This window comes from Armatimonadota bacterium, from assembly GCA_023511795.1.
In the GTDB taxonomy this organism is placed as follows: Bacteria; Armatimonadota; UBA5829; order DTJY01; family DTJY01; genus JAIMAU01.
Genome location: JAIMAU010000001.1, coordinates 105,962 through 120,148, shown reverse-complemented (window position 1 = coordinate 120,148; position 14,187 = coordinate 105,962). Strand labels below are relative to the sequence as shown.

At 46.6% G+C, this 14,187-nt stretch carries 11 protein-coding genes; 7 read left to right on the top strand and 4 right to left on the bottom strand.

Annotation, left to right across the window (positions count from 1 at the left end; all coding sequences use genetic code 11):
* Positions 1 to 9: 9 nt before the first annotated feature.
* Positions 10 to 2,199 (bottom strand): hypothetical protein, encoded by a 2,190-nt coding sequence (locus tag K6T99_00505; protein ID MCL6518293.1) that lies wholly within the window; start codon positions 2,197 to 2,199, stop codon positions 10 to 12.
* A 312-nt stretch (positions 2,200 to 2,511) separates the two neighbouring features.
* Between K6T99_00505 and K6T99_00500 the strand changes: the two genes are divergently transcribed.
* The 7 genes from K6T99_00500 to K6T99_00470 all read left to right on the top strand — a co-directional run bounded on the left by K6T99_00500 (position 2,512) and on the right by K6T99_00470 (position 10,014).
* Positions 2,512 to 2,736 (top strand): hypothetical protein, encoded by a 225-nt coding sequence (locus K6T99_00500; GenBank protein ID MCL6518292.1) that lies wholly within the window; start codon positions 2,512 to 2,514, stop codon positions 2,734 to 2,736.
* A 99-nt stretch (positions 2,737 to 2,835) separates the two neighbouring features.
* Positions 2,836 to 5,490, top strand: coding sequence for an alpha-mannosidase (locus K6T99_00495; protein ID MCL6518291.1), 2,655 nt, complete (start codon positions 2,836 to 2,838; stop codon positions 5,488 to 5,490).
* Positions 5,491 to 5,552: 62 nt separating this feature from the next.
* The gene (locus K6T99_00490; protein ID MCL6518290.1) at positions 5,553 to 6,365 is read left to right on the top strand and encodes a carbon-phosphorus lyase; all 813 of its coding nucleotides are present in this window, start codon (positions 5,553 to 5,555) and stop codon (positions 6,363 to 6,365) included.
* A 72-nt stretch (positions 6,366 to 6,437) separates the two neighbouring features.
* Positions 6,438 to 8,717: a GAF domain-containing protein gene (locus K6T99_00485; protein MCL6518289.1), complete on the top strand. Its 2,280-nt coding sequence runs from the start codon at positions 6,438 to 6,440 to the stop codon at positions 8,715 to 8,717.
* Positions 8,718 to 8,793: 76 nt separating this feature from the next.
* Positions 8,794 to 9,171, top strand: a complete 378-nt coding sequence (locus K6T99_00480) for a response regulator (protein ID MCL6518288.1) — start codon at positions 8,794 to 8,796, stop codon at positions 9,169 to 9,171.
* Between the two features lie 53 nt (positions 9,172 to 9,224).
* Positions 9,225 to 9,716 carry a hypothetical protein gene (locus K6T99_00475; protein ID MCL6518287.1) on the top strand — a complete coding sequence of 164 codons (492 nt, stop codon included), beginning with the start codon at positions 9,225 to 9,227 and terminating at the stop codon, positions 9,714 to 9,716.
* Positions 9,717 to 9,825: 109 nt separating this feature from the next.
* On the top strand, positions 9,826 to 10,014 hold the full coding sequence (locus tag K6T99_00470; GenBank protein MCL6518286.1) for a hypothetical protein: 189 nt from the start codon (positions 9,826 to 9,828) through the stop codon (positions 10,012 to 10,014).
* Positions 10,015 to 10,340: 326 nt separating this feature from the next.
* Here the strand turns inward: K6T99_00470 and K6T99_00465 are convergent, their stop codons facing one another.
* From K6T99_00465 to K6T99_00455, 3 genes are all read right to left on the bottom strand, one after another.
* Positions 10,341 to 12,323, bottom strand: coding sequence for a beta-galactosidase (locus tag K6T99_00465; GenBank protein ID MCL6518285.1), 1,983 nt, complete (start codon positions 12,321 to 12,323; stop codon positions 10,341 to 10,343).
* Between the two features lie 77 nt (positions 12,324 to 12,400).
* Positions 12,401 to 13,021 carry an alpha-ribazole phosphatase gene (gene cobC, locus K6T99_00460; GenBank protein MCL6518284.1) on the bottom strand — a complete coding sequence of 207 codons (621 nt, stop codon included), beginning with the start codon at positions 13,019 to 13,021 and terminating at the stop codon, positions 12,401 to 12,403.
* Positions 13,022 to 14,095, bottom strand: coding sequence for a hypothetical protein (locus K6T99_00455; GenBank protein MCL6518283.1), 1,074 nt, complete (start codon positions 14,093 to 14,095; stop codon positions 13,022 to 13,024).
* Between the last annotated feature and the right edge of the window lie 92 nt (positions 14,096 to 14,187).

Below are 14,187 nucleotides of genomic sequence, written 5' to 3'. Positions count from 1 at the left end.
AGGGCGTTGTTAGAATTTTATTCCTAGTCTTGCCTCGGCTTCATACTCGGTGCGGTTTTCCATCAAAGCTATGTCGCCATCGTATGTTGTCAACTTTCCGCCCAAATATAGATTGAAATCCGAACCAACACGGCGAGTATAGCCCAAGAAGTAACTCGTTGTGTCAAGCACACCTTGCCCAACATATTCATCAAGCTTGTATCCGGTTGAAATCGTAGACCTTGGAGACAGACGGTAATCCATGCCGACTTCGGTTATTTCGCTACGTTTGCTAGCCATGTAATCGTCCTTTAGAGTTAAACCACCACGCAACTTTAGCCTGCCAAGGTCAGATGTGAGTCCAAGCGTCTGTCTAAGAGTTCGCTGGACGATGCCCTTCTCCTCCGGATTCGACACGTATGTGCCAAAGAATTTGAATGGCCCACCTGCATCAAGTTTCAAAGTTAGGTTCAGAGAATCAATGTCTTCTTGATTGTCTGCCTCGCGTTGCTTGTACGCACCCGAGAATTCTACAAAATCCGCTGGTTTTGTAGAAGCGCTGATTTCCGTAACCCGGGCAACTGTAGAACCATTACTTTCAACCTCTTTATAGCCGCCGCTCAAGGCAGTATGCTTGAATGGACGCAACTCCATCCGAGCCTCCCTGCTTAAACTGCGAACATCGCCAATCTCTTGTTGGCCGAGGGCTGCAAATATTGTCATATATTCCATAGGCGAAGTTTGGAGACGTAGGTTTCCAACTTCCTTTGACTCTCCGATGTTCGAGTCAAGGTTTGCGTAATCCATTTCCAGCTTAAGTTTCTGCGTCAAATTAGATGTAAGCTTCAAGGTTTGACCTTCTTCGTCGCCCTTCTGGGAAGAATCTCTGCGTGCAAAACCCATCTCGAAGCTTAATCGCGAGCTTGGGTTTGCCGTAAGCTTAAGGGTTTGAGAATCGTCCCGCCCAGCCGCATCCGCATCTATGTGGCTGATACCGAGATTGATTCCCACCAATTTTGATGGTGTTGCGTCTACGTCGAAATTTAATCTTACTTCTTCGCCAGTCTCGCTGGAGTCTTTCTGCATGATTTTGCTCTTAACCGCCATATTTGGTGCGGCAGCAGTATTAAGCATTAGCTCATTTGTTGTGACCTTGCTGCCAACATCTCCTACCAGAGTATTCGTCGTCTCATGGATTGCTGTAGCTGAGGTACTCTCACCTAGCTTGCCTTCAAGCTGAAACCTGTCGGTGATAGTCTTTTGTTCGGCTACATCGGGTTTTTCTTTGTTTACTTCCTTATGCGACAGGGTCAGCTTGGACGAATCTTTGGGGTCAACAATTATTTTATGCTCGCTGGTAGAAAGAACCTCGCCCTTCTTTTCCTCCTTGAGGTTCTCGCTACGCGTGAATGAACTACTTAGGGTAAGAATATCCGTTGGCCTGTAAGTTGCAAGCAAGTCCATTGCTTCAGAACCTTGCTGGAGCTTGTATTCCTTTGCGCCAGCAAAATGCTCTCCAATTCTCATATAAGAGGTTCTTAGCTGGAAATTATCCGTGGCAGTAGAACCGCCCAACTTAAGCGCCGCCTGGTCAAGAAAAGACTTGTTTGAACTGGGTCCACTGGAGCCGTCATCGCTCCCGTAAAGAAACATTGAGGAAATGGTAGATTCCTTAGATTTTCGCTCGCCGGTGAAACCGAAAACCGTTAGGTCTGCTGAATTCTGCTTATTAGGATCACCTTGCTTATATAAGCCAAGCAACTGGAGACTTGAATTCTCCTTTTTGAGAAGATCGTATGTCATCGGAAGTACTGTTGGCGCAGTATTCTGCACGGCTTTTTTCGGGTCACGAGAATACTCAACGCGAACGATGCTTTTTTCGTCAGCAGGTTCGGAGAAGGCAATCGTTCCAGATGCTGAGTCAATAGTGTAATCTTTCCCTCGCTGAAGTCGTCTACCATTAAGCTGAACGTTCTCAGTACCTTCCTCAATCGGCCGCCAGGATAAATAGTAAGGTCCCTTTGTGTTTTTGCCAAGGAAGACATCAACTACGCCTGTGAGAGACTGTAATCCGCTAACAGAGCTCGCCGCATAGTAGTTCGCCGAGGAACTAATATTTGCCGTTCGCCCTGCTAGCTCCTGTCCAAAGGCGACAGGGCAAAGAAATCCGATTAATAACGCTATGGAAAGTGCATATACCAAAGCACGTTGATACAACATAGTGCAGATGCTCCACCCTTGCCTACTGTGTTCATAAATTCTGACGCCCAGCATTGGCAGGATGTTTCACCCCCAGTTATAGAGCACTGAGTAACTTTACTATCCAACGATAGTTTAGCATGCCATTTAGCCAAAAACAAGGAACATACATTCCTCATAATAATTATTTACATTTCCCATTCTTCCATAAAACACGCGAATTCGCTTACAAACCAAAAATAGTTGGCTAACTTGATTGTAACAGCAGCATGTTGGGTAAGAAGGAAAAGCCAGCTGTATACAAGAATGGTACGGTTGGCAGGAGGGTAAACTATGTGGGCTAGATACTTGCTTATCTCACTAATCGCGTTGCTCGTCGGAGCCGTACTAGGCGCTTGGCTGCTGCCATCGGCAAAAATTATTACTCCTGCTATTACCCAGCTCACTGCGTATCCGGACACTCCAATGTTCGCGGTTGCCAATCCTCGGACGAACACAGTAACGGTGTATCGGTTACTCGGACGCGAGATTGAGGTCATAGATAAAGCAAAATACTAGCTGTAAGGTGGACGCACAAAAGAGCATAATTCGAATAAACGTGAGAAGCGTGCTTCAAAAGCATGCCTTTTCCCAAAGAATTTGAAATGGAGGGATTTGATGAGTTATACCATGCATGTGGTCTCCCATACTCATTGGGACCGCGAGTGGTATCTAACGTTCCAAAAATTCCGCATTAGGCTCGTGGATCTCATCATCCACTTGCTTCATATCCTCGACACCGACCCAGATTTTAAACACTTCAACCTCGATGGGCAAACGATAATTTTAGAGGACTATCTTCAGATTCGACCACAGGACGAGGAAAAGCTCCGAAGATACATTCAGGAAGGACGAATACTAATCGGCCCATGGTATCAGCTAAATGACGAGTTCCTGGTAAGCGGTGAATCCACGATACGAAACCTACTGATAGGCCACCGCATTGCATCGAAGTTTGGCAACATAATGAAGGTCGGCTATCTCCCAGACCAGTTCGGCAACATATCTCAGATGCCTCAGATTCTGCAAGAGTTTGGGATAAAAAGCTGCATATTCGGACGAGGGCTTCAACTCACTGACGGCAGAAAAATGGAATTCATCTGGGAATCGCCCGATGGTTCACAGGTTCTCGCTTCCCTAATGGCTTTCTGGTACAACAACGCGCAAAGATTCCCTTCAGATACAGAGGAAGCAGTCGAATACACAAAACGCATCCGGGATATGATGGCGCCTCACGCAGCAACGTCGCAACTTCTTTTAATGAACGGCGTTGACCATCTTGAGCCGCAAGAGAATCTCTCTAAAATCATTCAGCGGGTCAACGAACAATTAAAGGAAGATAAACTCGTCCATAGTACGCTGCCCGCATATATCGAAGCTGTTCAAAAGGATATTAAGAAAAATAAGTTGGAGCTTGAAGTAATCAGAGGTGAGCTCCGTGAGGACAGAGGTGAATCAGTACTCGCTGGCACTCTCTCCAGCCGCATGTATTTAAAACAGGCAAATAATGAGTGTGAGATATGGTTGGAAAAATATGCAGAGCCCCTCTCTTCATTCGCCTGGATGATTGGCAATGAATACCCCTCCGACTTTCTGCTCTACACCTGGAAGTTGCTAATGCAAAATCATCCTCACGACAGTATCTGCGGCTGCAGCATCGACCAAGTTCACGATGAAATGATGACGAGGTTTGCTCAAGTCCAACAAATTGCCCAGGAACTTACCAATCGAAGTCTAGAATACCTAGCCTCTGCAATAAACACGCTTCACGAAAGCCTGGTTGTCTTTAATCCGCTCAGTTGGCCACGTACGGATAGGGTAACAGCAACCATCGAGTTCCCACTTGGCGAGCCCGTTAGGGGGGAGCCAACTATTGACTATTCAAAAGACGTCAAGGCAATTGAGATACTCGATTCTCATGGCAAGCGCATTCCGTATAAACTTCTTGACCGAAGCATTGCTGCCAAACAAGTGCTATCTCCTATTGAACTTCCGCGCTCGGTCATGGTCAGGCGTTTTCTAGTTGAGTTTATCGCAGAAAACGTGCCGGCATGTGGTTACAAAACCTACTCCATTAATCCTATGCCAAGGATTCCTAAATTCGAAAATTGCCTTACTAATCAACTTTACTGGGAAGGTGCTCTATCCAACGAAACAATAGCGGTGAATATATTCGAAGGAACCATCACGCTTTTGGACAAGCAGGCTGAGGTTGGCGAGGCAGAAGGCGGCCTGGCATATAGCGGTCTTGGAATTCTTGAGGATGGCGGCGATGTAGGTGATGAATACCATTATCGACAACCAACAAAGGATTGCAAAATTACCACTCTCCAATCCGCACCAAAGGTTTCAATAGAAGACAACAGTCCCATATCTGCAACATTTCGATTGGATATGACTCTCAAGTTGCCAAAATCTGCACAATCCAATGAAAGGGAGCGCTCTGAAGAGGTAGTAGATTGCCCAGTAACTACTTGGATTACGGTGTCAGCCAAGTCTCCCAGGGTAGATGTAGTTACTGAGTTTGAAAACCAAGCTAAAGACCACCGCCTTCGAGTGCTTTTCCCAAGCGGCATTGAAACCAACGTCTCGCATGCAGAAGGACAATTCGACGTTATCACTAGGCCAATTCGTCCGCCGAAGGAATGGCATGATGCTGCGCCATTTTATCCTCAACGCTGGTGGGTGGATGTTAACGATGGCAAAAAGGGATTGACAATTATAAATAAGGGGTTGCCCGAGTATGAAGTATACGACGATGAGGCGCGAACCATCGCGCTTACATTACTCAGATGCGTAGGGCGGCTAAGCGGAAGCGGGGAAACACCAACTGCAATACCCACGCCTGGCGCACAATGTTTGGGTAAGCATAGGTTTGAATATGCAATCCTGCCGCACAAGGGAACATGGGAAGATGCTATGGTGTGGCGCCAAGCATACCAATTCAATGTGAAAATGCTCGCCATTCAAACAGGCGTTCACAAAGGAAAACTTCCAGCAGAGCACAGCTTTATTGAAGTTGACGCACCCTCGTTGGTTATAACAGCAATTAAGAAAGCAGAAGACCGAGATTCATTGATTGTGCGATTCTTCAATATAAGCGAGCAAAATGCCCACAATGTAAAAATTAGGGTTGACAAAGCTATATCAGCTCGAACTGTCAACCTGAACGAAGAACCAGGAACAGAGCTTACTATGGAATCCGATGGCTCAGTTATTATCGATGTTCCCGGGAGGAAAATAGCTACCCTCGAGTTTAATTTAGAAAAATAGAAGCCGAAAAGGTTAGTACCCCACTTTCGGCGTTCAATAAAAAATAACACCTGGAGGTTGACTTGCGCATTAAAATACTTGGCACTGCTGCCGCAGAAGGGTGGCCAGCACTCTTCTGCAGTTGCGAGACTTGCCGAAAAGCTAGACAACTCGGCGGCAAGAATATCAGAAGTCGTGCTGCCATCCAATTTGGCGAAAAGCATCGTATTGATTTTGGACCCGACGCCTGGTACCATGAAGCAATCCTCAACGTTGACATATCAAAACTTGAACACTTATTTATCACCCATTCACACGAGGATCACTTCTATCATCACCAACTTCATTATCTGATTCCTCCGTTCGGACATGGCCGAACAGGGGCTCTCCACGTGTACGGCAACGAGAAAGTAATCTCAACTCTAAAGGAACACTGGGGGCGGTTGGAAGGAGAAACTATTATTCTGCACAAAATTGAACCATTTGTGCCCATCCAAGCGGGCAACATGATATTTACTCCACTCAGAGCAATCCATATGCAAGGCGGCGAAATACCCTTAAACTACATAGCTAGCGACGGGAGTAAAACCATACTCTATAATTGCGATACAGGCCAATACGAAGACGATACTTGGGATTACCTAGAAAGCACAAAGATTGATTGTGTGATTTCCGAATGCACTTGCGGCCCACTTCCAGGTGGAGGTGGGCATATGAACTTTGAGACTGTTCTCACTCTAAAAGAGCGTTTGGAGAAATTTAGTTCTTACACCACTGGGCCCTTTATTGTTACACATTTCTCTCATAATATTGGCATGATGCACGATGAAATCGAAGAACTTCTCAAACCTCATGGAATAATAGTAGCCTATGACGGCATGGAAGTAGTGATATAATTTAATCTGTGGCAAGTAACTAAATGCCTATCTATTTTCTCATAATCATCGTCCCCCCAAGCGGTGTTTACGATGGAAAACATTCAATGGGAGCTGGCAACACTTTACGAAATAGGCCGCGTGCTCTCTGCATCGCCGGAACTTGATGACTTAATAAGGACAATCGTGAATTCGGCGATAACGCTGGGCAATGCAAAAGCTAGCTGGTTTGCCTTACATGACCGAACTTCCGGAAATCTCTCGTATGCGGCAAGCCAAAACCTCGACCAGGACATAGTGAGCACTTTGGCTGATAGGGCCGAGGAGTGGATTCCTTTAGCAACCGGCAAAGAATTAGAGCCCATTATCTTCACTGATTTGAAATCCAACCCAGTCCTCAAAATTGCCGCCGAACGTCATTTGCTTGATGCCGCAGCCATTGTCAAGATAACTTACAAGGAAGCACTCGTTGGAGTTCTAACCGTTTTTTGGGATCGCTCAAGGCAATTCCTCTCAGAATGTATCGAGCCAATATTCCTTTTAGCAAACCAAGCTGGCGCTGCAATAGAAAATGCCATCCTTCTTCGCGAAGCGAGGCGAAGGTCGATTGCCCTCGATGCAATGTTCAATGTTATACAAACAATAGGTCGTTCGCCAAGGATTAAACCAGTTCTCGATGCCATCATTAATCAAGCCAACCGCCTTCTAGGAACCGACAGAAGCATTATACGATTGGTTGACCCAGTAACCCGCGAGCTCACGGTGGGCACTACATTGGGCATCAGCCGTTCTACAATGCGAAACATCAAGCTGAAGGTCGGCGAAGGAATACTGGGGAGGGTCGCCAAGGAAGGCAAGCCGATAATTATAAACGACGTAGCATCCTACCCGGAGGCACGAAAACATGCCGCAGAAATTGGCAGAGTGGCTTCCCTTCTCTGCGTGCCCATGATCCTTGAAAACAAAACCATCGGCGTATTGATGACGGGTAGCAGTAAGCCGAAAATCTTCACAGAGGAAGATAAAAGTCTGCTTATGCTTTTGGCAAGTCAAGCCGCCGTCGTTACTGAAAATGCCAGATTATATGAACAGGTAAATAAGCAGCTCTCAGAATTGAGAATTCTCTATCGCATGGCCGAATATCTAGCATCTACAGCCGACGTCTCAACATTGCTTCAGTTTATCGTCAATCACCTTGCGCAATCCTTCGGTGCAAAGTTTGGCTCACTGCGACTGCTTGATGAGGAAGGAGCTACTTTGCTTACTGGTGCCATTTATGGAACCACAGACGAATACACCAAAGTCGCAAATGAAAATGTCCAAATGACCCTTGACCCAGCTACACCTAGCGGCCAGAGTCCGGCGGCGGTGGCAATTCGAGAAAAGCGAATATGCGCGGTAGCAGATATTTCGCGCAATCGCAGATTTGCCGCCTGGCGTGATTTCGCTCGCATGGAAGGTTACAAGTCATTGGTGTGCGTTCCTTTGATTCCCGCAGACGAACCAATCGGGGTACTCAGCCTATATTTCAAAAAAATACGACGCTTTCGGCCAGGTGAGCAAAAACTACTCCAGACTGCTGCTCGCACTTCAGCAATTGCGCTTCAAAGAGCGATACTCGACGAACGTCTCCTAAGAGAAGAAGTCACTAGACGAGCTTTGGAAGAGGTAAGCCATTTAAAAACGGAATTCGTCTCTTTAGTTTCGCATGAGCTTCGCACACCGCTTACTTCAATACAAGGCTATGTGAAACTCCTCCTCGAAGGTCATACTGGAAAACTTAACGCCCTTCAAGGTGAATTTTTGACCACTGTCAGCCGGAATACCGAGAAGCTAATAGCTCTGGTAAATGACTTACTAGACATCTCGCGCATTGAATCAGGCCGTCTTGAGCTCGTCATGGAGCCTTTGGACTTGAGCGAAGTAGTACAGAATGAGATAGAAACGCTCAAAGCCCTGGCTGATGAGAAAGAAATCCAAATAATTGTCGATTTTGAGGAAGGACTTACCAAGGTTAAGGCTGACTCACACCGGCTAGGCCAGATAATCAGCAACCTACTAAGCAATGCAATCAAATACAGCCCGCCGCGTTCCAAAGTAAAGATTACTGCCAACCAATTGGGAAAAAATGTACTAGTAAAGGTCATAGACTCAGGAATCGGCATAGCTCCAGAAGAGCGTGCGAAGCTCTTTCAGCGATTCTATCGGAGTAGCGACCAGGCAGTTCAGTCCACACACGGCACAGGTCTAGGACTTGCTATTACTCGCTATTTAGTCGAGATGCATGGAGGAAAAATTTGGGTTGAGAGCGAAAAAGGTCAGGGTAGCACATTCAGCTTCACGATATCCGCTCTTCCGGCAGAAAGCGCTTAGGTGATGCTGGGTTGGCTTCGATGCTCTCAGTCGCCTCAAAACCGTCAGTTAGGATTCCGAAATGGAGGGATGGCACATGGCAAAGATTCTCATAGTTGATGATGAGGCAGACGTTGTTCGCCTGATACAATTTCGACTAGAAAAAGAAGGCTTCGAAGTAATATCCTGCGGTGATGGCCAAACCGCGCTAAAAATGGCTGAAGAGGAAAAACCCGACCTTGTAATCCTCGATATCATGATGCCTTTAATGGATGGAATGGAAGTGCTAAGGCAGATTAGGTCGAGGCGACTAACGTCAAAAATTCCTGTGATTATGCTTACAGCAAAAACTACCAGTATCACAGTTGACCAAGCCAGACAGCTTTGGGTCTCCGATTATGTTGTCAAACCTTTTGACCCGGAGAAACTAGTAGTAAAGGTCAAAAAAGCCCTCCGCCTGCCAATTGACTCATGATTTGTTCAAGGCGCACTTTCTATGAAAATAGCTCTTTAGCATGGAGTTTATAATTGACCTGTCCTGACGCTTCAAAAGTCAAATTCGAAATCCGGCGATACAAAAACGGCGTTCAAAAGTTTGAAAACGATTTGGTTGCCCAGCTACCCGGACTTTTAATTACTCAATCCACTGTATCCAACGGTTTAGCCATACTGGACAAAGACGCAACTGCCCTTCGATTTGACTTCATTGAGGATTGGTATAGCGTCACCGCCTTCCTTGACAGCGCAAAGAACCCAACTGGCCATTATCATATCTCAATCCAATCTCCTTTAAGAAACGACAACGGCGTTTGGAAAGGCGATGACCTTGTACTAGCGGTCGAGGTATACTCAAACTGGGAATATGCAATTCTAAACGAAGAAGCTTTCTCATGCGCAGTCGAGGAAGGTTGGATGAGGATATATGCCGCAGCCAACGCCCGAGAGTGTCTTCGCAAGTTAACCTTGATGCTGGATGAACACTGTCTGCCCCCCGAAGTAATGGATGCAGTCGGCGCATAATCAGGGAATTGTTACAGGTAGGATTATCATCCAATAAACCGATACTCCACTTGGAAGTAAAATTTCAGACAGGTTTTACTGTCGCAAGCGCCAAAGAGGAGGACGCCGAGTGGAGAAAAGCATATCGCTCACCCATGCGGAGGTGGCGGCTTTACTTGACATGTCGTTGCTGACTTACGCAAAGGTTGATGAGGAAGTAGCAAGAAGCGCCCTATGTAAGCTGGCAAACTTATGTAGGGAATTCGATATTGAAGAAACCAAAGATAACGCCAACGTAGGGGTGATTGCAAAAGTCTAGCAACAAAACTCACCAAGTTTTTCAACAAGAGGCCTTCGCCCGAAGGCCTCTTTGCTTTTTTCTGAATAAGACAAAAAACAGGTACAAATACGGATTCCATAACTTGATTGTGGGTGATAGAATTAAAGTACCGCGCAAGGGGCAGGAGGTAGACTTTAGCCTCCCTCAGGCTGAATTAAGAAGATTCCGGTTGTCGGAATCAAGTATAGCCCGATGTCACATCAGTCTACCGCCTGTCCTCTTATTTTTGCCATACAAGAAGCTTATCTTACACATCCACTTAATTAAAATCGGCCATTTCTGGGCTCAGCACAAAACAAGTAGGGTTATATGTATTTCAGTACCATTACACCGTATGGCGGAATCTCTACAGTGCCCTCATATTTTTTACCTGTCAGCACGTCTATCATTAAACTGCCAATCGCCAACTTTGCCGGCTGGTTTTCTACTTCTGCTACAGCCAATCCGCTGCCGCCCTGGCCTTCATGTGGAACAACAACAAGGTTAGGAGATGCCTCCGCAACAGGTCGAACGCCGACATCATTGCCAATTGTAATAAGAAGCTTCTGAAGATCTTCAGGTTGCGGTAGAGTACCAAGCATGATAATTTGGCCCCTACCAATTTTTTGCCTAGCAACGGCCGCCAATCCCTGCAAAGGATATTCGGTATACGTAGCAAGAGCCTGCGCTCCTCGAAGCTCCAGACCATCGTACCAAACTGAGCCAGCAGATGATCTGCCATCCCACCAGCGAAGCCCAAATTCATGAGGGTCTGCTGGAATCTCATATCGGCATCGAATGCCCATCCATTCCTCCAGGCTCCCATAAGGCGCATGTGTAAATTTCGTTGCATGGATAGTCCGAACATCGGAGAGAGGACCAACTATCCATGTCCCACCTGCTTCTATCCATGCTTTCAGCCGCTCACGAAGACCAAACTCATCAAGCGCGGGCAAGAAAGACGAGAACACCATTTTGTATTTGGATAGGTCACTCATCGGAAGAATTACATCAGGCCGAAATTGCGCCTGCATCATAGGACGATAGACCTTTTCAAGCAGGAACACTTGGTAATTAAAACCATTCACCATCGGCTGATATTCAAACATCCACGCAGCCCTATGTGAAAAATGGAGAGCTAGGCCAGTGTTCACAGGCTTAGTATTATTCAAGAAGTCGGCCGCCGCTCGGAAGCCTGCTGAAATTTCCTTTACCTCGTCGAAGATATGCATGGGTCTCCCACAGCTTGTAACGACTGCGCCATGCATTAATTCCTGACCACTCCAGTGCTGCCTCCAAAGCCAATAAAGGTTTGCCTCACCGCCCATAAGAACAGGAAGCCAACTATTCGCTCGGCAGAATCCGGGCTCCTTATAACCATTTGCCGTGGTTGAGCCATTCCAGCAGGTAGCAGTTTCTGTATTCCAAAAAGGCCTCTCCTTAATTGGCCGGCAGAAATCAAACCAGAACGCCGCCTGCCAGAGGTTCGACATTCCGTGGTAGTGGTTGAACTGCACCACATCAAGCGCGCGATGTATATCCCCATAGTCAATTCCCGGAACAGGCATCATATCTGTTCCTATTGGGTGTATGGTTAGTTCATGAAGAATATCCGCCTGGTGCTTTACAAACTCTACATAAGAGTCGCTTGTAAACTCAGCCCATGCTGTTAGCAATGACGGATGGTGCCAAGTATGCCGATGAGGAATCGGAAGCTGGTCGAACGATTGGTATGTCATGCTCCAAAGGTTCGTGCCCCAGGCAGCATTCAATGCTTCGATTGTGCCGAACTTTTTGCGCATAGTATCTCGAAACTTTTTTACACAAACCGAACATACACACGAGCGGCCTCCATATGGATGCACCTCGTTATCAATTTGCCAACCTATAATCCGCTCATCCTTTCCGAACTCTTCAGCCAATCGAGTAACAATACGGCTGCAATGCTCGCGATAAACGGGACTATTTGGACATGCATGCCTTCGCGAACCATGCATGGCAACGCCAATGTCGTCACGAACAAAGAGTATTTCTGGATAGCGTTCCGTAAGCCAGGCAGGTGGTGTGCATGTAGGTGTCCCCATGATTACTGCAATCCCAGCTTCACCAAGCTTCTCGACAACTAGATGTAGCCAGTCAAAGTCGAAAACCCCTTCTTTGGGCTCCATGCGGCTCCACGCAAACTCACCAATTCGCATGACATTCATGCCGGCTTCTTTCATCAAAGCAATATCGGCATCAATTTGCTCGATGGGCCAGTCTTCCGGATAGTACGCTGCGCCAAGATATGGCGGGTGAAAAGATTTCATCGTTCATCTCCGAAAATTTTTGATTATTAGCTTGCAAAACTTGCCGACCGATAATCTACCGCATAAGGCTTCATAGGTCAAATTTTAACCAAACCCTCAAGGTGACAAGTCTCGTTCAAGACTTCAAGAAACCATTTGCCATTTGGCAGTCTGGAAAAAATTGTTATTCCGCAATTATCAAGCCTTATCTTCCGGAATGCATATAGGGGAGCATCAAGCGCATAGCATATGAATGCATGGATTGTGCCGCCGTGCCCAACCAATACCACTGTTTCATTAGGATGCTTTTTCACGATTCGGTTGACAACGCTAGAAACCCTTTCAAGCAAAGATTCAAGCCGCTCACCATTTGGAGCTCTGTGTTGCACAGAATCTCGCTGGTAGTTCGCATAAAGTTCGGGATATCGCTCTTTTATTTCATCAACCGTCAAGCCTTCCCAATCGCCGAACGCACACTCTCGAAGCCGCATATCGGTTTGCACAGGAAGATTATGACATTTAGCGATTGTACTTGCTGTCTCGCTAGCCCTAATTAAATCGCTTGAGTATATGGCTGCGATATCTTCTCTACTCAGCCGCTCGGCAGTACGCAAAGCCTGCTTTTTCCCTAATTCGGTCAGCTCGGCGTCGGTGTGTCCTTGGTACCGTCGTTCCAAGTTATAAATCGTCTCTCCATGTCTAACAAGGATTATTCTCACCTATATTTCTCCTGGGCGGATTCGGCCGATTTCTGTGCCGTCAGTACGCAGTTTTATAACGCCAAACCGAACCGTGCATATTGGGGAGACTGACCGTATAGGAGTGAAAATTTGCATCATAGCTCTTTTAAAGTCAATGCTCGTTACTATGCCAAGTCCAAGAAGCTCAAGATGTTTATCAGAAAGCCCAACAATAAGATTAGCAAATTTCGATGCCGTAGTTATAACAACACTATTTGTTGCAAATACCTCTTGAATTTCTTCAATGCCCTTCTTATTATAATCCCGCTCCGTGACAAGGTAAACTGTTCGTCCAACCATTTCCCCATGAAGGACATTAACTCCAAGGGCCCCGGAAGCAAATTTTAGGTATTTGGGCTCAAGCACCTGGCCGGCGCTTAACCATGTGCCGAATGTGCCTACGTTTTCAAGGTTTAGCTCGTATGTTTGGCCGTCGCGGAAATACTGATTGAACTTTGCAGCTCTTCTCTGCACCCGCAACGTCACGCTTTTCGGCTTCACAGCAGGAGAAGCAACGAGGCGATGAACCTTACAGTCAACCCAGCAGTCAAAAAACTGAAGGATATGTTCAAGTTCTGTGGCTTTTTGAATCGCCACCAAATGTTTGGGGCGAATAAGCTCTATTTTATGGGTTTTTAGTTTGCGCGCAACGGAGCCTCGCACAAGACCGGTTGTATCAACAACAATAAGCGTCTTTCCAACGGTTAATGCCCGTTCGACAAGAGTTTTTACGCCTGTTGCGGTGGCTAGTAGGTGTCCAACTGGGGAAGTTGACCCAACAAAAAAGAGTGCATGCGGATGGAGCTCCCCAAGCGACTGGATTGGAAATTCGACCATTCCAAGACCCACTGTAGTGGGAGGACCAATCTCGGATTGCCCCATATCTCCATCAATCACGGCGACTGGGATGCCTGCTTCAAATGCTCGGTTGGCAATCAAAGTGGTGAAAGTTGTTTTCCCAACATCAACGCCACCAATAACCATGGTAACGCCTGGCAATTGGAGCACTTCCTCTATATGGGGCAACCATTCCTCAGGCACGTGCAGAGGCATCGTAGAGACCCTCCATGCTGTCAGCTAAAAATCGGTTAAACGCTATCCATGCCATTTCCTTCCAAAGCAGGGGATTTGGGTATATGTAGAGT

What these genes read in the sequence shown, in the direction of transcription:
- K6T99_00505 (MCL6518293.1), bottom strand. Translation starts at nt 2,199, where the DNA reads ATGTTGTATCAACGTGCTTTGGTATATGCACTTTCCATAGCGTTATTA.
- K6T99_00495 (MCL6518291.1), top strand. Translation starts at nt 2,836, where the DNA reads ATGAGTTATACCATGCATGTGGTCTCCCATACTCATTGGGACCGCGAG.
- K6T99_00485 (MCL6518289.1), top strand. Translation starts at nt 6,438, where the DNA reads ATGGAAAACATTCAATGGGAGCTGGCAACACTTTACGAAATAGGCCGC.
- K6T99_00480 (MCL6518288.1), top strand. Translation starts at nt 8,794, where the DNA reads ATGGCAAAGATTCTCATAGTTGATGATGAGGCAGACGTTGTTCGCCTG.
- K6T99_00500 (MCL6518292.1), top strand. Translation starts at nt 2,512, where the DNA reads ATGTGGGCTAGATACTTGCTTATCTCACTAATCGCGTTGCTCGTCGGA.
- K6T99_00455 (MCL6518283.1), bottom strand. Translation starts at nt 14,095, where the DNA reads ATGCCTCTGCACGTGCCTGAGGAATGGTTGCCCCATATAGAGGAAGTG.
- K6T99_00465 (MCL6518285.1), bottom strand. Translation starts at nt 12,323, where the DNA reads ATGAAATCTTTTCACCCGCCATATCTTGGCGCAGCGTACTATCCGGAA.